Here is a 21,477-nt window from a genome sequence, read left to right on the forward strand (position 1 = left end):
CGGTTTTTCTGTTTTCTGCGGCCGCCACCGATACCGGGACGGTCACGGCGCGGCCGGCCGCAACTTAACGTGCAACGGCCCCATTGACCGCATGTAAAGGCCACGGAAGCAGGGGGCCGGCTGCTCCGCATCGGGGGCGACGGCGGGGAACCGGTCCAGCAGCAGTCCCAGCGCCTCCTGCATTTCCGCCCGGGCCAGTTGCGCGCCGATGCATGACCGGATACCCCGGCCGAAGGCCAGATGGGCCGTCGGTTCCGGCCGGTCCAGCCGCACCTCGTGCGGGCATTCGAAGCGGGCGGGGTCACGGTTCGCCGCGGCATGCAGCAGGATGATCACTTCCCCTTGCCGGATGGTGGTGGCACCGACCTGCGTATCGGCCAGACAACGGCGATGGCGGAACTGCACCACGTTCAACAGCCGCAGCGCCTCTTCCACCAGCGCCGGCAGGGCCGTGTCGCGGTCGGCCGCCACGCGGTCCTTCACTGCCGGATCAGCCAGCAGAAGGTGCAGCGCGTTGGCGATGCCATGCACGGACGTGTCGGAGCCGGCGAAGAACAATTCCCGGCAGATGCCCATCACGCCGGCCTCATCCAGGACGACCCCATCCTTGGGGGCATCCAGCCAGACCCGGCTGATGAAATCGTCGCCCGGCCGCTCGCGCCGGTCCCGCACATAGGGCAGCAGCATGGCGTTCAGCCGTTCCGATGCCGCCAGGGCTGCGTCGCGCAGCACCATGTCGCGGTAACCGGATGCGATGAAGCGCACGATGGCCTCGTTGGCGTCCAGTATCTGGCCCACCGTCCTGTCATCGGTCGGCATGCCCAGCAGGGCGCAGATGATCCGCGGCGGAATTTGCGCCGCATATTGCTCGGCCAGATCGGCCGTGGCGGCCCCTTCCAGGCGGTCCAGCAAGCCGGTGATCACGGGCCTTATGTGACGGCCGCGGAAGACACGGACACTATCGGCGGATAACAGCCGGAAATGGAAGCGGCGCAGCTTCATATGCTCCGGCTCCCGGCTCAGGGTGATGTTGGCGCCACCGCCCTTGATGGCCACCGTGATCGGGTCGGCGTCCAGGTACATGTTGGCGAAGCGCGTTTCATTGCGCTCGCAGTCCAGGCATTGCTGGAAATCATGGACCAGCCAGGCCTGCGCCCCTTCGTCCCACACCGGCGACGGACCGGCCAGCAGTCCGGCATAGAAACCAAACGGGTCCTTGTCCGTGAAGTCCAGGATACCGGCCGCATGCGGGCAACCATCCTGGCTGTTCTGGTTCATCCGGCCGTCGGGCATCCCATCCTCCCCATTCCCTGTGGTTGGCACGGGCAGCGTAAGCGGGGGCAATTTCGTGTGAACCTCTCGATTGGCAGGTTCCCGGTATGGCCGGGGCATGGACAGTGGCCGCGGGTCTGTTGTGCCGCCGATCGATGATGGCGACAGAGCCCGTAATGCAGACATGGGTATGGATCTATCTTGCATCGCCGGCGCGATGCAGGCCAATCCTGCCGACAAAGGCGCGATCCCGCGAAGGACACGCCATAGGGAGGTATGCATGAAGAGGAAATCCGGTATTTCGTACGGTATTTCAGTCCTGGTACTGTCGCTGGCCGCCGATTCCGCTTGGGCCCAACCTGTTCCGATGTCCGAAGACGCGATGCAGCTTGACGAGATCGTTGTTACTGCGCGCAAGCGGGCGCGCGGTGAAAGCCTTCAGGAGACGCCGATTTCCGCGACGGCCTTTGGTCCGGCGCAGATGGAGAATTTCTTCGTCAACGATATTGTCGATGTCGGCCGCCTGGCCCCGTCGGTGGCCTTGCAGCCTTCCGCGCAGAAGGGCGTGCAGAATTTCGCCATCCGTGGCATGGGCGTGTCGGGTTCCACCCCGTCGGATGAGCCGGCCGTCGGCATTTTCCAGGATGGCGTCTATTGGGGTTCCAATTATGGCGCGCTGGGCGACCTGTTCGACGTTGAAAGCGTGGAAATCCTGCGCGGTCCGCAGGGCACCCTGTTCGGGCGCAATGTCACGGGTGGTGCCGTATCCTTCCGCAGTGCGCGGCCATCCTTTTCCGACAGCACGAAGGCCACGGTCGGGATCGGCAATTACGGCAGCTACGAGGCGTCGGCCGTGCTGAACCGCCCGTTGGTGCAGGACAAGCTTGCCGCCCGTCTGGCGGTGCAGAGCCGCTGGCTTGACGGCTATTTCACCGATGCCACGACCGACAGCGACTATGGCGAAAGCCATTCGCTGATCGTGCGGCCCAGCCTGCGCTTCACGCCCAACGACAATCTGGACGTGACATTGATCGGCGAATGGTATTCGGAGAAGGGCGACCCCGTGGTGGCGCGGGGCGTTTCGCCCTCCACCCTGCCGGGCTCTCCCCTGACCCTGCCGCAGCAGGAAGGCTATCTCACCCCGGCCAATTTCTGGACTGTGGCCCCGGACACGCGCGGCAGCAACGATATCGATGTGCTGTTCGGCGTGCTGGAGGTGAACTGGAACCTGGGCGGTGGCGTGCTGACCTCCGTCACCGGCTATCGCGACGTGCGCACGCGCGTGCTGACCGATTTCGACGGCACGCCCAGCCGTGCCTTCCTGCAAAGCATTGCGCAGGACCAGGATCAGTTCAGTTCCGAACTGCGCTATGCCATGCCGCTGTCGGACAGTTTCGACTTCACCACGGGACTTTACTATTTCGAGCAGAATTTCAATTTCCGCGAGGGGCGGGACCTGAACAACGGGACCCAGCGCCTGGCCACCCGCTCTCTGCTGGACAATGACAGTTTCGCCATCTTCGCGGAGGCCGACTGGCGGCCGCTGGACCGGCTGACCGTGACCGTCGGTGCGCGGTACACGGAGGAGACGAAGAAGGCGCAGGCCGCGCCGTTCGGCGCCTGCGCGCTGGATTTCTCCACCTGCACCCTGTCGCCGCAGGCCAAGACCGACGACAGCAACCTGTCGCCCAAGCTGGGCCTGGCTTACAGGCTGACGGATGACCAGCTTCTGTTTGCCTCCGCCACGCGCGGCTTCCGCAGCGGCGGTTTTTCCTTGCGTGGCACGCCCATCATCGAACCGTACAAGGCCGAACAGGTCACGGCCTATGAAATCGGCTACAAGGCCGATCTGCTGAACCGGCACCTGCGCTTCAACCTTTCCGCATATAACAATGATTACAAGGATCTGCAGCGTACCGTGCTGGGCACCAGCCCGACCCAGGGCGTGGTGCAGTCCGTCTTCAACGCCGCCGACGCCACCATCCGGGGCATCGAGGTGGAAGCGACGGCCATCCTGACGGAACATCTGTCGGTATCCGGCAGCTACGGCCACACCGATGCCGAGTATAAAAGCTTTGCCGGCGTTGCCGATCCGGGCAGCCGACAGTTCGTGCGCGTACCCAAGGACAGTTTCAACCTGACGGCCAGCTATGAGCGCACCCTGGCCGATGGCGGGGCGTTCAAGGCGAACCTGTCCAGCAGCTACACCGGTGCCTATTTCTTCGACGATCCCAATCTGCTGAAGCAGAAATCATACAATTTGCTGGACGCCAACCTGAACTATACGACCCCGTCGGGGGTCTGGACCGTTTCGGTCTATGGCAAGAACCTGACGAAGGAGGAATATGCCTTCTGGGGTTCCACCCTCGGCTTCCTGGGCCAGAACAGCTTCCCCGGTGCCCCGCGCACCTGGGGCCTGCGCCTGACGGCGGAATATTGACGGGTGGGGCAGGGCACCGCGGCGGGCGGGCTGCCCCGGTGCCTTTGCTTCAGCGGAAAAGCTGGCGGCCGGCCAGATCCAGCATGATTTCCTCCGATCCGCCGCCGATGGCATTCACCCGCACCTCGCGATAGATGCGCTCGACCTTGGACCCCGTGATGTAGGACGCGCCGCCAAGGACCTGCGCGGCTTCCCGTGCCGCCAGTTCCAGGGTGCGGGTTGCCTGCACCTTCAGCATGGCGGCACTGGCCGGGGTCAGGCGGCCTTCGCGGCGCATCCAGGCGCATTGATCGACCCAGGCCTGCGTTCCTTCGATCATCAGCGCGATGTCGGCCAGCTTCACGCGGATGGTCTGATGGTCCACCAGTCGCTTGCCGAACGTCTCGCGCGTCAGGGCCCATTGTGCCGCCTCGCGCAGGCAGACGCGGGAATGGGCACAGCATTGCATGGCCATCAGCAGCCGCTCATCGTTGAAATTCTGGACGATGCGCAGGAAGCCCTCATTCTCCGGCCCGATCAGGTTTTCCGACGGCACCTCGACATTGTCGAAGTAAAGCGTGGCCGTGTCCGAACAGCGCCAGCCCATCTTGTCCAGCTTCGTGCGGGTGAAGCCGGGACTGTCCGCCTCCACCAGCAGCAGCGAAATGCCGCCCATGCCGGGGCCGCCCGTGCGCACGGCCACCGTGAAATAGTCGGCCCGCATGCCGGACGTGATGAAGGTCTTCGATCCGTTCAGCACATAGCGGTCGCCGACCCGTTTCGCGCTGGTCTTCAGCGCGGCGACATCGGACCCGCCCGAAGGTTCGCTGATGGCCAGCGCCATCAGCTTTTCGCCCGCCAGCACGGGCGGGGCGATGCGGCGCTTCAGTTCGTCCGATCCCAGGCGCAGGACCGGCGGCAGCGCCATGGAATGGGTCATCAGGGAAGCATGCAGTCCGCCTGCTCCCGGCCTGGCCAGTTCCTCGGCCTGGGTGAGGCCGTGGAAGATGTCGACCCCTTCGGACAGGCCGCCATACTCCTCCGGAAAGCCCAGTTGCAGGATACCGGCCTCTGCGGCCTTGGCATGCAGCGACCGGGGAAGTTCGCCTTCCGCTTCCCAGCGGTCGATATGGGGGGCGACCTCCCGTTCCACGAACCGGGCCACGGATCGGGCTACGGCGTCATGGGTCTCATCATAAAAGGGCGAGCGCGCCCGCCATTCATCGAAGGTGAGCATGGATGTCCTTTCAGATTTTCGGGCGATGCGGCGCGGGGCCTATCCGGCCAGTGCGGTGCGCAGGTGATCGGCCACCGCCTCAACCGCAGGGCCGGCGGCGGCGATGGCGCCGCCCATGAACAGGAAGCCATGCATCTGGTCGGCACAATGCACATGGGTGACGGGCACGCCCGCCGCCGCCAGCGCATCGGCATAGGCCCGGCCCTCGTCACACAGCGGATCGAAGCCGCAGGTCAGGACATAGGCCGGCGGAAGAGCGGCATGGTCGTCCGCCAGCAGGGGTGACAGGTGCTGGTCTGTCACGTCCGCCCCTGGCCCGGCATAGAGATTCCGGAACCAGCGCATCATGCTGCCGGTCAGCATCCCGTCGCCATCGGGCAAGGCATAGGAGGCGGATCGCATGCGAAGATCGGTGACGGGATAGAGCAGAACCTGCATCCGCAGGTCTGGCCCGCCCCCGTCACGCAGGGTCAGGCAGGTGACGGCCGCCAGATTGCCGCCGGCACTGTCGCCCCCGATGGCCAGCCGTGAAGGATCGATGCCCAGATCGGCGGCCAGCGTCACCGCCTGGCGGACGGCGGCCAGCGTATCGGCCAGGGCGGCAGGGAAAGGGTGTTCCGGTGCCAGCCGGTAATCCACGGACAGGATCGCGATTCCGGCCCGGCTGGCGATGGTTGCGCAGAAACTGTGGCATCCATCCAGATCGCCCAGTACCCAGCCGCCGCCATGCAGGTGGACAAGGGCCGGCAGGGGAATGTCTGCGTCCACGCCTTCCGGCCGGTAAAGGCGGGCGGGCAGCGGACCACCCGGTCCGTCCAGCACCAGATGGCGCAGGGCGTGTGGCGGGGCGGGCGGGGCCAGCATGGGCCCCATGGCGGCCACCGCCGCGCGGGCGGCAACGACACCCATGGCATCCAGCGACGGGGCACCCGCGGCGGCGGCCATGTCCAGCAGGCGGCGGGCATCCGGGTCCAGCGGCATGGTCATGGTTCCTTTCCGGTTTCCCGGCGCAGATGCGCCGCCTCGTCCGCCACATAGGCACGGATGGCTTCGGCTTCGTCTTCGCTCAGAAACTGGCGGAAGCCGATCATGCCGCGATCCTGGAAGATGCCCTCCATGACCACCTGCCGCCAGGCCTCCGCATCCTCCAGCACGCCGGAGCGGCGCAGGTCGGGCAGGATGCCGCCCGACAAGGTGCCCAGCCCGTGGCAGCCGCCGCAATTATCGGCATAGAGCAGTCGGCCCTGTTCGATCCGGTCCGGTGGTGCCGGGACGGCGGCTTCGCTGGGAGGGGGCAGGACGGCTTCCAGCGGCGGCAGGTGGGCGGTTCCATCCAGGGCGAAGGCCAGGATGCGCCCGTTTGGCTGGGCCTGCGGGCCCTGGAAACTGGGCAGTGCCAGCGGCACGGCGCCGCCGGCACCGGCCATGACGGCGATATAGTGCCGGCCACCCGCCTCGTAGCTGACGGGTCCGGCCATGACCCCGGTCTGCGCCGCGAAGTGCCACAATTCCGTACCCGTGGCCGCGTCATAGGCCATGAACCGGCCGTCGAAGGTTCCCTGGAACACCAGCCCGCCGCCCGTGGCCAGCGTGCCGCCGTTCCATGGCATGCCGTGATCGGCCCGCCAGACCTCCTTCTGCGCGACCGGGTCCCAGGCGGACAGCCAGCCCTGCAGCCCTTCCTGCATGGCCTGGCGCGACGCGGCGTCGCGCGGCAGGGGCAGGCGCATCAGATCATAGCCAAGGTTCCAGCGTCCCTTGCGGTAGGTGAAGGCCCGGTCACGGTGGTAATAGCCGGGAATGACCTGAACGGGGATATAGACCAGCCCCGTCTTCGGGCTGAAGGACATGGGATGCCAGCTATGGGCGCCGGCGGACCCGATGGTCGCGATGAAGGGCTTTTCCAGATATCGCGCTTCCGGTGTCAGCGCGGGCCGCCCTGTTTCCAGGTCGATATGCGTCGCCCAGTTGGTCGGGGCGTATTTTTCCGCCGATAACGGCTTTCCGGTCCGGCGGTCGATGACATAGAAGAAGCCGTTCTTGGGGGCATGCAGCAGGACCTTGCGCATGTCGCCGTCCAACGGCAGGTCGGCCAGCATCATCTGCTGCGAGGCCGTGTAATCCCAGCTTTCGCCCGGCACCTGCTGATAGTGCCAGCGATAGGCCCCCGTATCGGGGTCCAGTGCCACGATGGAAGACAGGAACAGGTTGTCGCCCTTGCCCTCCGACCGGATGACATGGTTCAGCGGCGAGCCGTTGCCGACCCCGATATAGAGCTGGTCCAGGTCCGGATCATAGACGATGCTGTCCCAAACCGTGCCGCCGCCGCCATATTTCTTCCAGTAATCCTCACCGCTCCATGTCTCGCGGGCCAGCCTTTCCAGGATGGTGTCCGATGCCGCCCCGTCCTTGCGCGTCGGATCACCCGGCACGGTGTAGAAGCGCCAGACCAGCCCGCCCGTGGCACCGTCATAGGCGCTGACATAGCCGCGCACGCCATATTCGGCACCGCCATTGCCGATATAGACCTTGCCCTTGGCCGCCCTCGGGGCACCTGTGATGGTATAGGGCTTGTCCGGATCGGTGGTCTGTACCGACCAGAGAAGCGTGCCCGTCCTCGCATCCACCGCCTGCAGCCGGCCGTCCAGCGTGGCGAGGTACAGCTTGCCATCGGCATAGGCCGGGCCGCGATTGACGACGTCGCAGCAACTGTTGAAGGCGGCCGGCCCCGGCACCTCGGGATCATGGATCCATAATTGTCGTCCCGTGGCCGCGTCCACGGCCACCAGCTTGCTCCAGGCCGTAGTCGTGTAAAGCACGCCGTCGATGACCAGCGGCGTGCCCTCCTGTCCCCTGTTGGTATCCAGGTCGTGATACCAGGCCAGCCTCAGCCGGCCGATATTGGCCGGGCTGATCCGGTCCAGCGGGGAATAGCGCTGTTCCCCATAGGTACGGCCATGGCTGGGCCAGTCCTGCGCCTGCTCATCGGCACGCAGCACGCGATCCGATGCGGGGGCACCGCCACCGGCCAGAAACAGGCCGGCCAGCAGCAGAAAGGGCAGGGTATGCCTAGCCATGAAGCTGCACATAGACGGATTTGGTTTCAAGGAACGCCTCCATCCCCTCTGTTCCCATTTCCCGGCCCCAGCCAGACTCCTTGAAGCCACCGAACGGCATGGTCGGGTGCATCAGGCCATAGCTGTTGATCCAGATGTTTCCGGCCTCGATCCGGTCGGCCAGCAGGTGTGCCTTGTTGACGTCACCCGTGAAGATGCCGGCACCCAGGCCATAGCGCGTGCCATTGGCCGCGCGTACCACCTCGTCCAGGTCGTCGAAGGGGGTGGCCACCAGCACGGGGCCGAAAATCTCCTCCGACGCGATCCGCATGTCGGCGCGGACATTGGCGAACAGGGTGGGTTCCAGGAAGAAGCCGGCCCCGTCGCGCGCACCGCCGCCGGCCACAAGTTCCGCCCCCTGCGCCCGGCCGCTGTCAATGAAATCGCGCACCCGGTCGCGCTGCCGGGCGGAGATCAGGGGGCCGATCACGGTATCGGGGTCCAGGCCCGACCCGACCTTCAGCCCCTTCATGAAACCGGCGATGCCGTCGACCACCCGGTCGAAGGAACGACGCTGGACGAACAGACGGGACCCGGCGAAGCAGACCTGGCCGCTATTGGCGAAGATGGCCATGGCGGCACCGGGGATGGCCTGGTCCATGTCGGCATCGTCGCAGACGATGCAGGGCGACTTGCCTCCCAGTTCCAGCGTCACCCGCTTCAGATTGCCGGCCGATGCCGCCACGATCTGCCGGCCGATGGCGGTGGATCCCGTGAAGGAGATCTTGTCGACGCCGGGATGGGCGGCCAGGGCGGCACCCGCCGTCGCCCCGTGGCCGCTGACAATGTTCAGCACCCCCGCCGGCAGCCCGGCTTCCAGCGCCAGTTCACCCAGGCGCAGGGCCGTCAGCGGCGTGTTCTCCGCCGGTTTCACCACCAGGCAGCAGCCGGCGGCCAGTGCCGGCGCCACCTTGATCAGGAAGGCGCCGATCGGCCCGTTCCAGGGCAGGATCAGCCCGGCGACGCCGACCGGCTGGCGCCGGGTATAGGCATGCACATGCTGGCCGCCGCCCGACAGGGCGGATGAGGCGTTGCGGCCGAAGATATTGGCCGTCAGCCCGGCATAATGGCGCAGCCAGGATGCGCCGGCGCCGATGGCCCAATTGGCGAAGCCCAGCGGCATGCCGTTGTTGCGTACCTCCAGCCAGGCCAGTTCCTCGCCGTTCGCCTCGATCAGGTCGGCATATCGCCACAGAATGCGGGCGCGTGCATCCGATGTCAGGCCGCGCCATGCTTCACCTTCATGCGCTGCGCGCGCCGCCGTCACGGCCGCATCGATATCGGCCGCATCGCCATCCGGGGCCTGGGCGATGACCTCGCCCGTGGCGGGGTCCAGCACGTCAAGGACACGGCCGGTGGCGGGGGGCCGCCATTCACCGCCGATCAGTTGGGCGTGCCGCTGTTCCAGAAAACGCTCTCCGGCCTGCGGGCCGGCCGCTGCCATCATGCTCATGCCGCACCTTCCTTGCCGGTGCTGTCGGTGGCGGACAGGGTGAAGCCCGCATAGCCCGCGGCTGCAACCCTGTTGCAGATGTCGCGGTACGGTCCGACGCCGCCGACATAGATCATGAAGACATTGGGCTTGCCGGGGATGTTGGCCCCGACATACCAGGACCGGGTGGTCGGGATCAGGGTGGCGTGCGCCACCTCGCCCACATGGCGGACCCAATCCGTTTCCGCCTGCTCCGTCGCCTCAATCCGGGTGGCGCCGATGCTTTTCATATGGTCCAGACAGTCGCCGATCCATTCGACATGTTGTTCGATGGAAACGACGACATTGCTGAAGACGGACGGGCTGCCTGGCCCCGTGATGGTGAACAGGTTGGGGAACCCGGCCAGTCCCAGGCCCAGATAGGTGCGTGGACCATCCTGCCACTTGTCCCGCAGGCAAAGCCCGTCGCGCCCCCTGATATCCATGGCCAGCAAGGCGCCCGTCATGGCATCGAAGCCCGTGGCGAAGATGATGACATCCAGTTCGTATTCACCGCCATCCGTGCGGATGCCTTTTTCCGTCACGGCCCGGATGGGCGCGTCGGCATGATCGACCAGCGTCACGTCGGGCCGGTTGAAGGTGGCGTAATAGTTGGTATCCACGCAGATGCGCTTGGCCCCGATGGCATAGGAGGTGGGGCACAGTTTCTCCGCCACCGCGGGGTCCTTCACGATCTGCCGGATCTTGCGGCGGATGAAATCGGCCGCGATCTCGTTCGCCTGCCGGTCGACGACCTGATCGGAGAAGGTGAACATGTACCAGGCGCCGCCGCGCCGCCAGCGTTCCTCCAGCGCCGCCTCCCGTTCCGCCGGGGTCATTTCGGCTGCTGTCCGGCCGGGTGGCACCGGTTCCTCCCCCGGTACCCGCAGGTCGCTGTTGCCATGGATCAGCCCGGCACGCAACTGCCGCCGGATTTCCCCATGGCCGACCTTGACCGCCGCGCGATAATCCGGGGCCAGCGGCGCGTTGCGGGCCGGCACGCTGTAGGCCGCGGTGCGCTGGAAGACATGGGTGTGCCCGGCCTGTGCCGCGACGATGGGAATGATCTGGATGCCCGACGATCCCGTGCCGATGATCCCGACGCGCTTGCCGGTGAAATCGACGGGTTCATCGGGCCAATGGGCGGACTGGATCACCTGTCCCTTGAAGGCGCTGATGCCGGGAATGTCGGGCAGGCGGCTGGAAGACAGGCACCCTGTCGCCATGATGCAGAAGTGCGCCGCGATCTCCCGCCCGTCCTCTGTCTGTACACGCCACAGGTTGGCGGCCCCGTCATGATGGGCGGCGGTGACGCGGGTGTTGAAGCGGATGTCGCGACGCAGGTCCAGCCGGTCGGCCGCGAAGCGGATATAGGCCAGGATTTCCGGCTGCGTGGCGAATTTCTCCGACCAGTTCCATTCCCGGACCAGTTCATCCGAAAAGGAATAGGAATAGACCACGCTTTCCACATCACAGCGCGCACCGGGATAGCGGTTCCAGTACCAGGTGCCGCCGACATCCGGCCCGGCTTCCAGCACCATGGCCCGCAGGCCCGACTGGCGCAGACGGTGGAGCATGTAGAGGCCCGCGAATCCTGCCCCGACGATGATGGCGTCAAGGGTGTCCGGCGCTGCCCCGGGGGGCTGGCCGGTGCTGCTGATCGTCACTGTTTTCCTCCCCGACACTTTATTTTCCATGATAGGGGCGGGCGATGCCCTGTCCCCTATCCGCCGACAGGGTCCGGGGTCATTCCCGTACCCAGCGGCAGCGGCCATCGCCCAGGGCAAGGCTTCGGCCCCTGCCGCCGACAGGACCCGGACCGTCAGGTGTGGACAGCCAGGACAGGGTTTCCCCGTCATCACCCGGCACGGCGGCCAGGAAACGGGCGCCTTCCGGTGTGCGGGCCACGATGGTGGCCCCGCGCGGCGTACCCTCCCGTCCATAGGGCATGACGAAGCTTTCCAGCACGCCCGGCCCCTCATACATCTCCAGCAGGTCCGGTGCCGGGCCGCGCAACGCATCGGCATCGGCCTGGACATCGTATTCCTGCGGAAAGGGGTTGGCGGCCGGCGGGCGGCTGGACAAGGCAATGGCGTGGTTGTGGGTGGCATAGCCGCCATTGGCCACGATCAGCCCCGTACCGGCGCCGGCCCGCAACCTTTCCACCATGGCGGCGGCGGCATGGGTCATGCAATTGCCGATGGGACCGCCGCCGAAGGTCAGGCCGCCATAGACGCTGTGCGGCCGGTCCACCGGCCAGCCCAGGCGGCGGCGGGCCATCTTGGGCACGCAGGGAAAGCAGCTGTAAAGCTCCACATGGTCCAGAATCCCCATCACCAGACCGTTGGCGGCCAGGGTGCCGTCGATGGTGGCGTTCAGGCTGGCCGATGCCGTGAAGCCGTCGCGCCGCAGGAAATCTGCCGGCTCATGCGCGGCCGCACCGGCGCCCACAAAGATCAGGCGATGTTCGGGCACGCGCAGTTCACGGGCCATGGCCAGGCTGGTGACGATCAGGGCGGCTCCCTGGTTCACCGCGCTGTTGGCGACCATCAGCTTGGTATAAGGAAAGCTGATCATGCGGTTGGCGGGGCCTTCGGCCAGTATGCCGGCTGGATCCACGGGCTGATGCAACCAGGCGTTCGGGTTGGCCGCCGCCACCTTTGACATGCCGGACCAGATCAGGGCCGTTTCGGCCTGCGCCTCCGCCAGGGTCTGTCCCCAGGCGGCGCGCGTCGCATTCTCGTAAAGCGGATAGACATCGGCCGGCGTAACCAGGCCATAGCGGCGGGCCAGGGGTGTGGCCCCGGCCTCCGCCGCGGCGGCCAGGGCGTTGGCCATGGCACCGCCGCCATCCCGCCGCGCAGCCGTGCGCAGGGCCTCGCCCCCCGTGATGGCGGCGATACGCACCTCGCCCCGGCCGATGGCGTTGGCGGCGCGGTTCAACAGTTCGACTGGCCCATGGCCACTTGCGTCCCCGGTCAGATGCAGGTGGCCGGGCCGGGCGGGCAGGCGGTCGGCCAGAGCCGCGTCGATGGCCGGGTCGGGGAAGGATATCTGGTTTACCACCCCCAGCCAGTCCAGCCGGCCCAGCAGCGCCACCCCGGCATCCTGCTCGGCTGCGGCCAGGGCTGCCAGCATCAGCCCGGCGGAATCCAGTCCCGGCTCCTCCGGTCCCGGCCGGTCATTGACCTGGCCGACACCGATGATGACGGGCACCAGAGCCGCCCGCGTCATGTCCGCCACTCCGGCTGGCGTTTCTCGATGAAGGCGCCGGCCCCCTCCTTCACATCGGGACCGGACAGGACGATGCCGTTCGCATCATCCTGCAGGGCCAGCAACTCAGCCTCTCCCTGGTCCGCGGCGGCGCGGACGACACGCAGGCTCTGCCGCACGGCCAGCGGCGACATGGAGGCCACCAGTTCGGCCAGGCGCAGGGCCTCGTCCAGCACCTCTGCGGGGGTGGGGACCAGACGGTTGACGATACCCAGCGCATGGGCACGTGGGGCCGGCAGCGGCTGGCCCGTCACCAGCATCTCGATCGCCAGCGGGCGGGGCAGGTAGCGGGCGACGCGGAAGGAGCCGCCGGCCCCGGCAATCAGCCCACGCTTCACCTCTGGCAGCACGAGTGCGGCCGTTTCCGCGGCCACGATCAGGTCACAGGTCAGTATCATCTCCGTGCCGCCGCCATGGGACGGTCCCTGCAGGGCCGCGATCCAGGGTTTGGACCGCCGTGCCTGTACAAAGCCCGCGAAGCCGGTTTCCGGCCGGGCCAGCGACATGCCCCGGCCGGCCGCGACCTCTGCCAGATCGGCCCCGGCGCAGAAGATCGGACCCTCGGCCCGCAGGATGGCAACGCGGATGGCGTTGTCGGCCTCGATCTCCTGCACGAAGCCTTCGATTGTTTCCGCCATCGCAGCACTGATGGCGTTGCGCGCCGCCGGGCGGTTCAGGGTGACGATGGCGACATGGCCCCGGCGTTCCAAGGTCACGGGGGCGGGTGTCTGTTCGGTCATCACGTCTCCTTCCGCCAGACGATGAGCCCGTCCAGCGCCTCTATTTCCGCGCCCGCCACACGCAACGGGTTCACTTCCAGTTCGGCCAGCCCGCCACCCAGCGACAGGGCGGCATCGCCGATATCGACGATCACCTGGGCAAGCCGGTCGATGTCGGCCGGCGCCGTGCCCCGGAACCCGTCCAGCAGACGCGCCCCGCGCAGGCCGCGCAGCAGGCCGGCGGCCTGGGTCCTTGTCACGGGCAGGGGGGCGATGGCCAGATCGGCCAGCACCTCCACCAGCACGCCGCCGAAGCCGACGGCGATCACCGGCCCCCAGGTCGGATCGCGGCGGACGCCGATCAGCAGTTCCAGCCCGCCGCCACCCCGCATGGGGGCGATGGACACGCCCTCCAGGCGGGCGCCGGGCCGCGCGCGGATCACGTCGGCCATGATGGCCTCAAAGACCGCTCCGGCTTGCGCTGCCTGCACGTTCAGGCGGACGCCGCCCACCTCCGTCTTGTGGGCGATGTCGGGGGAGACGATCTTCAAGGCCAGCGGCCCGCCGATATCACCGGCATGCCGCATCGCCTCGCCGGCGCTGCGTGCCAGGCGTTGCGGCACCACGGGCACGCCCCGACCCTCCAGGAACGTCAGAACGGCCTGTTCGGTGTCCAGGGGCGGCGGCTGGTCCAGCTTGTCCTGCACCAGGGTCGGCGCCACGCCGGTTTCGTCCACCCGCGCCGACCAGCGGATGGCGTTGCCCGCCGCACGCAGGAAGGCGTCGATGCCCGTCATGACATGCGGCAGCCGATGCTCGGCGATGGATTGGCGGGCATAATCATTCAGCGACTTGCCACAGGTGGAAACGACGACGCTCGGCGTCTCGATGGCGGCGGCGGCGCGCCCGATGGCGGTCAGGGCCGGCGGCAGGCTTTGTCCTTCCGCCGTCGGCACGGCGATGCCGACACCCAGCAGCCCGATGCCCGGCGCACCCGCTGCCAGCGGAATGACACGGCCGAACAGGTCGGGGTCACGCATGGCGGCCCCCGTCACGTCCAGCGGATTAAGCGTCGACCCCAGGTCGGACAGCACGCCGCGCAGGGCAGCGACGGTGCCGGGGTCGTTGGGTGGCAGCCGCACGCCATGCGCCTCCGCCGCATCGGCGACCAGGGTGCAGGCCCCGCCGGAAATGGAAAGGAAACCCAGCCCGTCGGCCGACAGGCGGCCCGTGGCGGCCAGTAGCCCGGCGGTGTTGATCAGATCCTCCGTCGAAGCGACGCGGATCACGCCCAGACGGTCGCAGACGGCATCGAAAACCGCGTCATCGCCGACCAGTGAACCGGTATGGGCCTGCGCCACCTGCGTTGCCAACTGGCTGCGGCCGATCTTCAGCACGACGATGGGCTTGGCCTTCGTCCGGGCCCGTTCGGCGGCCCGGACGAAGGCGGCCGGATTGCGGATGGTCTCGGCGAAGACGGCAATGGCCCTGGTGCTTTCATGATCGACCAGGTAATCGATGATTTCGGCCAGACTGACCTGCGCCTCGTTGCCGGTGGCGGCCACGAAGCTGGTCCCGATATTCTGACCATGCGCATATTCGGCCAGTTCGGCCGCGGTCGCCCCGCTTTGCGACAGGATGGCGATGGACGGGGGCAGGAAGGGCTTCACGACCGGGATCACGGACACCGGGATGCCGGCTTCGACATTGTTGTAGCCGAGCGAATTGGGTCCCCAAAGGGTGACGCCGAGCGCCTCGGCCTGGGCGACCAGCGCGTCCTGCCGGCGGCGTCCCTCTTCTCCTACCTCCGCATAGCCGGATGTCAGGATGGTGGCATAACGGATGCCCGCCGCCGCTGCATCGGCCAGGGCATCGGGCACGGCATCGATGGGTACGAAGATGAAGGCGACATCAACCGGCGCGCCGATGTCCCGGCAGGAGCGGTAGCCCTTGACGCCGAACGTGTCGACACCGGTCCGGTTGACGGCATGCAGCGCGCCCTGATACCCGAAATCCTTGAAGTTGCGCAGGATCAGGATCGTCCAGATCGATTTCTCCGACGCCCCGACCAGCGCCACGGAACGCGGCGCCAGCAGCGGGCTCAGTGGGTGGGCCTGCATGCTCATCGGTCGTCCTCCACGAATGCCATCATGCGGCCCACGGCGTCGGCGAAATCCTCCTTGAATTCCTGCACGACAGCGGTGGCGGAGCGGACGTTTTCCACCAGCCCGACGCCCTGTCCGACGAAATAGGTGACCAGGTCGCGGGCCGGTGCCTCCGGCCGCTCCGCCGCCTTGTCGATCAGTTCGAAGGTGGGGATGGAGATCATGGCCATCAGCGGCATGGGCAGGGCACCGGGGCTGCCGGTGCTGTCCCAGGCCGCATGCCAGCCGGACCGTAACTGCCGCGACGGCTTGCCCGTGCGGGTGCGTGAACGCACCGTATCGCGGGAGGTGGCGGCCACCATCTTCTCGCGGAACACCTCGCTGGTCTCCGCCTCCGTGGTGGCCAGCCAGACGGAACCGGTCCAGGCGCCGGCGGCACCCATGGCCATGCACCCGGCCATTTGCGCGCCCGTCATGATGCCGCCGGCCGCCAGCACGGGGACGGGCCGGATGGGGGCGATGGCACGGATCACCTCCGGCACCAGGACCAGGGTCGATACCTCGCCGCAATGGCCGCCGGCCTCGCCGCCCTGCGCGATGATGATGTCAACGCCGGCCTGGACCTGCCGGATGGCATGTTCCTTGGCCCCCACCAGCGCGCCGACGGGAACGCCATGCGCCCTGGCCCGCGACAGCATGGAAGGCGGGGCGATGCCCAGCGCGTTGACGATCAGCCGGATCGGATGGCGGAACGCCACATCCATCAGCGCTTCACCCACCTCCGGCAGGGTGGCAGGCAATTGCCGGGTGACGACATCCCCTGGCCCGGCATTGATGCCGTGGCGTTGAAGCAGGTCCACCGTGAAATCGACATGCTTGGGGGGGATCTGCCCCATCAGCCTGTCCATGTTCAGTTCGCCACCCAACGTCTGGTGTTCCGGGATCAGGATGTCGATGCCATAGGGCTTGCCATCGACATGTTCGTCGATCCAGCGCAGTTCGGTTTCCAGGCTTTCCGGCGTGAAGCTACTGCCGCCCAGCACGCCGAAGCCGCCGGCCCGGCTGACCGCCGCGACCACGTCGCGGCAATGGCTGAAGGCGAATAGCGGGAAATCCACGCCGATCAGGTCCTTGATGCTGTTCATATGCCACTCCGCTGGCCGGGAGGGGGCGGCCCCCTTGCCCGGCATTTCGGGTCACCCTTGCCCCCGGAACGGGTCGGCCCGTTCCGGGGGGCGCTATCAGAAGGTGTAGCCGACCTGCACCATCACCTGACGGCCGCGCGTCGGGATGGCCATCACCTGCGACGGCGTGCCGGCCGTGGTGGGCGCACCGGGCTTTTCCTGCAAATAGCCGTAGAACTCGTTTGTCAGGTTGCGGCCGATCAGCGAGATTTCCCACGAACGGTCGAAATCCAGCCGTGCCGCCGCGTCCAGCACCCAATAGCCCTTCAGGACGCCGCCGGGATTGTGATTGTCGGTGCCATTGATCTTGCTGGTGTAGCGGGCATTGCCCGACAGGCCCAGGTCCCAGAGATCGGCCACCGGCACGGTGTAGTTGAAGCCGCCATTCAACGACCAGTCCGCCGCGCGCGTCAGCGGCCGGCCGGCCATTTCCTGGCCATAGCTATCGTCGGCGGTGCCTGTGATCCCGTCGGGCCCGGCGCTCAAGGACACGTTGCAGCCCATGGCGAAGGTCTGCCCGCCATAGCAACTGCTGATATAGTCCTTGTAGCGGCTGCGGTTATAGGCGACGGAGCCGTAGATAGAGAAATCCGGCGTGATGCGGAAATTCGCATCCAGTTCAAAGCCTTTGGAGCGGGCGCTGGCGGCATTGGCGACCGTGAAGGATGCCAGCGCCGCATTGAAGGCGTTCACCTGCAAATTGCTGTAGAGATAGGAATAGGCCGCTGTGGTCAGCGTCAGGCGCCGGTCCAGAAGCTGGGCCTTCACGCCCACTTCCTGGCCTTTCACCTTTTCCGCCTCGAAGTTGAAGTCGTCGGCCGTGACTGAGGCCGGGGTCAGCACGGCCGAAAGGCCGAGACCACCGGATTTGTAGCCGGTCTTGTAGGCGATGTAGGTCGTGACCTCCGACGTGGGACGCCAGCTCAGCGTCGCCTCGGGGGAATAGTTGCTGTCGCGGAAATTGTCGGTCAGGACAGAGGTGGGGGGCAGGAAGACCGTGCCCGACAGGGCCGGCTGGACATAGGAATTGTAGAGGTAGGAATCCTTGGTCTCGCGCGTGTAGCGCACGCCGCCGGCCAGTTCCACGGTGTCCGTCACGTCCCAGATCAATTGTCCGAACACGGAATAGGCCTTGCCCTTCGTGCCGCTGGGCTTTTCCCAGGTATGGTACTTGCCCGTCGCCGGGTCGGCCGGCAGCAGCAGGATGCGGCTGTTATTCTCGAAATAAAGATCGGTATCGCCGTAATAGGCGCCCAGCAGGAAGTTCACCGGCCCGTCGAAGGAGGACAGCAGCCGGAACTCCTGGCTGAAACTGTCGAAATCCTCCCGTTCCGATGCTCCGATGATGTAGTAGGAGGTGGCATCGAAACTGTCGCTGTAGCGCGACCGTGTGCTGAAGAACCCCGTGACCGAGGTCAGGGCCAGATTCTCCATCGTGTAATTTGCCGACAGGGAGGCCAGGTAGACCTTCACGTCACTATAGGGCTGCTGTTTGGCATAGGGCCAGTTGTCGGCCACACCATCCGCCAGCCCGGCCGAGGAATAATATTTGTCCAGCTTGCATTCGCCATAGGGATCAACCATCCCCGACACGCCCCCGGCGGGCCGGGCGCCGCAATAGAACAATTGCTGGCCGGCCGCCGGGCCGTCATCGCTGTAATCGCTGGCCGACAGTTTCAGCGTCGCGTCAAAATTGCTGTTCTCCGGCTTCCAGGTCAGGGTCAGGCGGCCCAGCACCTCCTCGTCACCGGGACGGCGCACACCGGGGACGGACGTGGGCACGGGCCCGCCGATATTGCGCAGCCAGCCGTCCATGTTGCGATAGCGCACGGCCAGCCGCGCACCGACGGTGTCGCTGAGCGGGCCTGCGATGGCGCCTTCGGTGATGATCTCGTCGGCCACCGTCTCATACCCGACACGGGCATAGCCCGTAACCGTGTCGGTCGGCCCGGCAGAGGTGATGGAGATGACGCCGGCCGGGCTGTTCTTGCCGAAGAACAGGGCCTGCGGACCTTTCAGCACCTCGATGCTTTCCACATCGAACAGGCCCTGGGTGATGGCCCGCCCACGGGACGTCTGGACCCCGTCGATATTCAGGGAAACGGTCTGCTCGAACCCGGCCTGGCCGGGGGACGTGCCGATGCCGCGCAGGGTGATGGTGGCCCCGCCGCCGCTGGACACGCGGTCCATCGACAGGCCCGGGGAATAGTTGGCGATGCTGCGGATGTCGGTGACACCGAAATTCTGCAAGGTTTCGTCGCTGATCGCCGACACGGCGACGGGTACGGAAATCAGCGTTTCCGCCCGGCGGCGGGCCGTGACGATGATTTCCCCCAGGAAATCCTGTCTGGCCGTGTCGGCCTGCCCGCCCTGGTCGGAAGCCTGCGCATGGGCACCCGGCATCGGGGCCAGCGCCAGAATTGCCAGTGCGGCGCAGCCGGCGGCCAGATATCGCCGACGGATTCCGGGCCTGTTTCCAAAGATCATTGTTTCCTCCCGTTCATTAGGCCGAACAGCGCCGGCCGGAAGGGCGGGTGTCTGTTCGGAGCAGCGGGTAGATCCCGCCTTGCATCCATTCCTGTCTGGCTGAAAGCGTCAGGGGGCGAACCTATCCGTGGAGGGGGTATGCCCCCTGACGGCCGGGCGGTTCAGGTCTTTCCTATCCGCCGGAAGGCGACGACGGGGCGCCGGGAACCACAGGATGGCGCCCATGTCCGTCAGCAGGAGTTTCCCCGATGAACATGCCCGTTTCCGTCGCCCCCCTGTTCCGGCCGTTCCGGGCGGGCGGCCTGGACCTGCCCAACCGTATCGTCATGGCGCCGATGACGCGCTGGCGTGCGCCCGGCCAGTATCCAGGGGCCGACATCGCCGCCTATTACCGCCGCCGCGCGCAGGATGGGGTGGGCCTGATCATCACCGAGGGGACGACCATCGATCATCCCGTCGCCTCGCATTCGGAACGGACGCCGGCATTCCACGGCCGCGCGCTGGAAGGCTGGCAGCATGTCGTGACGGCGGTCAAGGCGGCGGGCGGGCGGATCGTGCCCCAGCTTTGGCATGTCGGCGCCATGCGCCCGCCTTCCTATGATGCGCCCAACCGCGACCTGCCTGTTTCCAGCCCCTCCGGGATCGCCAAGCCCGGCGGACGCCCTATCGCCGACCCGATGACGGTAGCGGGGATCACGGCTGTCATCGATGCCTTCGTGCGGGCGGCCCTGGATGCCAGGCGGCTGGGATTCGACGGGATCGAAATCCACGGTGCCCATGGCTATATTGTGGACCAGTTCCTGTGGGATGCCCTGAACCGGCGTACGGATGCCTATGGCGGCGGCCTTGACGGGCGCAACCGTTTCGCCGTGGAACTCGTCACCGCCGTGCGGGTCGCCATCGGGCCGGATTTTCCGCTGATCCTGCGCCTGTCGCAATGGAAACAGCAGGATTATGCGGCGCGGCTGGCCACGTCACCCGACGAACTGGCGGCCATCGTGCAGCCGCTGGCGGCGGCCGGGGTGGATGTCTTCCATTGTTCCCAGCGCCGCTGGTGGGAGCCGGAATTTCCCGGATCACCCCTCAACCTGGCCGGCTGGGTCAAGCGTCTGACGGGCCGGCCCGTGATCAGCGTCGGCAGCGTCGGGCTGGGGACGCCGATGTCGGTGACCGAACATGGGGCTGACGCTTCGGTCGCCTTCGACCCGGCGCCGCTGGCGGACGCGCTGACACGCGGGGATTTCGACCTGATCGCCGTGGGCCGTGCCTTGCTGGCCGACCCGCAATGGTGCGGCAAGGTGCGGGCCGGCCGGTTCGACGATCTGGTCCCCTATGGCCGTGACGTGCTGGACAGGCTGGAATGAAGGGCTTTCAGGTTTTCCAGCAGGGGCAGGGCGAACAGGTCGTTCTGGTCGCTGGTGAACATGTGGCCCACGCCCCTGGCCAGCCTTACCTGCAATTGAGGGGTCAGCCGGTGGAAGGCGGCCACCCCCGCGTCGGTCATGATTTCGCTATGTTCGGCCCGGACCAGCAGCACGGGGCAGCGCAGCCGGGCCGCCGCCCGTTCCATGAGGGACCGTTCGGCCGGCGGGTTGATGAAGGCGGGATTGGCCATGCGCGGGTCCCATTGCCAGTAAAGGCGCCCATCGTCTCCCCGCCGCATGACACGCGCCAGCGTGGCCGGATCGGCTGGGCGCTTGCGGCCGGGCAGGCCGGCCAGGGCATCGGCCGCGGCCTGCAGGTCGGGATAGCCGTCCGTGCTGGCCTGCATGAAGCGGCTGATGGGCGCCACGCCGGCCGGGTCCACCTGTGGGATCACATCGGCCAGCAGCAGCATCGCCGCATGGTCCGGCAGGTCCGCTGCCGCCACCAGGGCCACCTGACCGCCGCGCGACGCGCCGGCCAGAACCGTGGGCCGGCCCAGATGACGCAGGACGCAGCGCAGATCCCCCGCCATGCTGTCCAGGTCATAGCGCCCGTCCGGCGCCCATTCGCTGTCGCCATGGCCGCGCATGTCGATGCTGATCCCATGGTATCCGGCCTCGGCCACCCGGCGGGCGGCCCCGCGCCAGGACCGGCGGCTTTGTCCGCCGCCATGCAGGAACAGGACGGGCGGGGCGTGCGGATCGCCGACGGCGTCCGCCACCAGCCGGACCCCCTCGCCGGGCAGGAATATCGTGCGGAACACCATGGG

General features: G+C 67.0%; 14 protein-coding genes. 2 read left to right on the plus strand and 12 right to left on the minus strand.

What is annotated here, in order from left to right:
• Positions 1-42: 42 nt before the first annotated feature.
• Positions 43-1,293 carry a cytochrome P450 gene (locus ACM9LZ_RS20460; protein ID WP_416621373.1) on the minus strand — a complete coding sequence of 417 codons (1,251 nt, stop codon included), beginning with the start codon at positions 1,291-1,293 and terminating at the stop codon, positions 43-45.
• A gap of 346 nt (positions 1,294-1,639) precedes the next feature.
• Between ACM9LZ_RS20460 and ACM9LZ_RS20465 the strand changes: the two genes are divergently transcribed.
• Positions 1,640-3,712: a TonB-dependent receptor gene (locus ACM9LZ_RS20465; protein ID WP_416621374.1), complete on the plus strand. Its 2,073-nt coding sequence runs from the start codon at positions 1,640-1,642 to the stop codon at positions 3,710-3,712.
• Between the two features lie 49 nt (positions 3,713-3,761).
• Here the strand turns inward: ACM9LZ_RS20465 and ACM9LZ_RS20470 are convergent, their stop codons facing one another.
• The 10 genes from ACM9LZ_RS20470 to ACM9LZ_RS20515 all read right to left on the minus strand — a co-directional run bounded on the left by ACM9LZ_RS20470 (position 3,762) and on the right by ACM9LZ_RS20515 (position 19,283).
• The gene (locus ACM9LZ_RS20470; RefSeq protein WP_416621375.1) at positions 3,762-4,928 is read right to left on the minus strand and encodes an acyl-CoA dehydrogenase family protein; all 1,167 of its coding nucleotides are present in this window, start codon (positions 4,926-4,928) and stop codon (positions 3,762-3,764) included.
• Positions 4,929-4,967: 39 nt separating this feature from the next.
• Complete coding sequence (locus ACM9LZ_RS20475) at positions 4,968-5,915, minus strand: alpha/beta hydrolase (RefSeq protein WP_416621376.1); 948 nt, start codon at positions 5,913-5,915, stop codon at positions 4,968-4,970.
• On the minus strand, positions 5,912-8,005 hold the full coding sequence (locus tag ACM9LZ_RS20480; RefSeq protein ID WP_416621377.1) for a PQQ-dependent dehydrogenase, methanol/ethanol family: 2,094 nt from the start codon (positions 8,003-8,005) through the stop codon (positions 5,912-5,914). Before ACM9LZ_RS20480 ends, ACM9LZ_RS20475 begins: the two co-directional genes overlap by 4 nt.
• Entirely contained in the window at positions 7,998-9,497 is a 1,500-nt protein-coding gene (locus ACM9LZ_RS20485) for an aldehyde dehydrogenase family protein (protein WP_416621378.1), read from the minus strand. The genes ACM9LZ_RS20480 and ACM9LZ_RS20485 overlap by 8 nt, the downstream gene beginning before the upstream one ends.
• Entirely contained in the window at positions 9,494-11,182 is a 1,689-nt protein-coding gene (locus tag ACM9LZ_RS20490; RefSeq protein ID WP_416621379.1) for a flavin-containing monooxygenase, read from the minus strand. The genes ACM9LZ_RS20485 and ACM9LZ_RS20490 overlap by 4 nt, the downstream gene beginning before the upstream one ends.
• A 79-nt stretch (positions 11,183-11,261) precedes the next feature.
• A complete protein-coding gene (locus ACM9LZ_RS20495; RefSeq protein WP_416621380.1) occupies positions 11,262-12,749 on the minus strand; it encodes a hypothetical protein in 1,488 nt (495 codons plus the stop codon).
• Positions 12,746-13,528, minus strand: a complete 783-nt coding sequence (locus ACM9LZ_RS20500) for an enoyl-CoA hydratase-related protein (RefSeq protein WP_416621381.1) — start codon at positions 13,526-13,528, stop codon at positions 12,746-12,748. The genes ACM9LZ_RS20495 and ACM9LZ_RS20500 overlap by 4 nt, the downstream gene beginning before the upstream one ends.
• Positions 13,528-15,633 (minus strand): acetate--CoA ligase family protein, encoded by a 2,106-nt coding sequence (locus tag ACM9LZ_RS20505; protein WP_416621382.1) that lies wholly within the window; start codon positions 15,631-15,633, stop codon positions 13,528-13,530. The genes ACM9LZ_RS20500 and ACM9LZ_RS20505 overlap by 1 nt, the downstream gene beginning before the upstream one ends.
• A complete protein-coding gene (locus ACM9LZ_RS20510; RefSeq protein ID WP_416621383.1) occupies positions 15,630-16,757 on the minus strand; it encodes a nitronate monooxygenase in 1,128 nt (375 codons plus the stop codon). Before ACM9LZ_RS20510 ends, ACM9LZ_RS20505 begins: the two co-directional genes overlap by 4 nt.
• 96 nt (positions 16,758-16,853) lie before the next feature.
• Positions 16,854-19,283 carry a TonB-dependent receptor gene (locus ACM9LZ_RS20515; RefSeq protein ID WP_416621384.1) on the minus strand — a complete coding sequence of 810 codons (2,430 nt, stop codon included), beginning with the start codon at positions 19,281-19,283 and terminating at the stop codon, positions 16,854-16,856.
• Between the two features lie 248 nt (positions 19,284-19,531).
• On the opposite strand from ACM9LZ_RS20515, the gene ACM9LZ_RS20520 reads away from it, so the two are divergent.
• Positions 19,532-20,647, plus strand: coding sequence for an NADH:flavin oxidoreductase (locus ACM9LZ_RS20520; RefSeq protein ID WP_416621385.1), 1,116 nt, complete (start codon positions 19,532-19,534; stop codon positions 20,645-20,647).
• Here the strand turns inward: ACM9LZ_RS20520 and ACM9LZ_RS20525 are convergent.
• Positions 20,614-21,474 (minus strand): alpha/beta fold hydrolase, encoded by an 861-nt coding sequence (locus ACM9LZ_RS20525; protein ID WP_416621386.1) that lies wholly within the window; start codon positions 21,472-21,474, stop codon positions 20,614-20,616. The genes ACM9LZ_RS20520 and ACM9LZ_RS20525 overlap by 34 nt on opposite strands.
• Positions 21,475-21,477: the final 3 nt, after the last annotated feature.

The organism is Niveispirillum fermenti, assembly GCF_048066175.1.
GTDB classification, from domain to species: Bacteria; Pseudomonadota; Alphaproteobacteria; order Azospirillales; family Azospirillaceae; genus Niveispirillum; species Niveispirillum fermenti.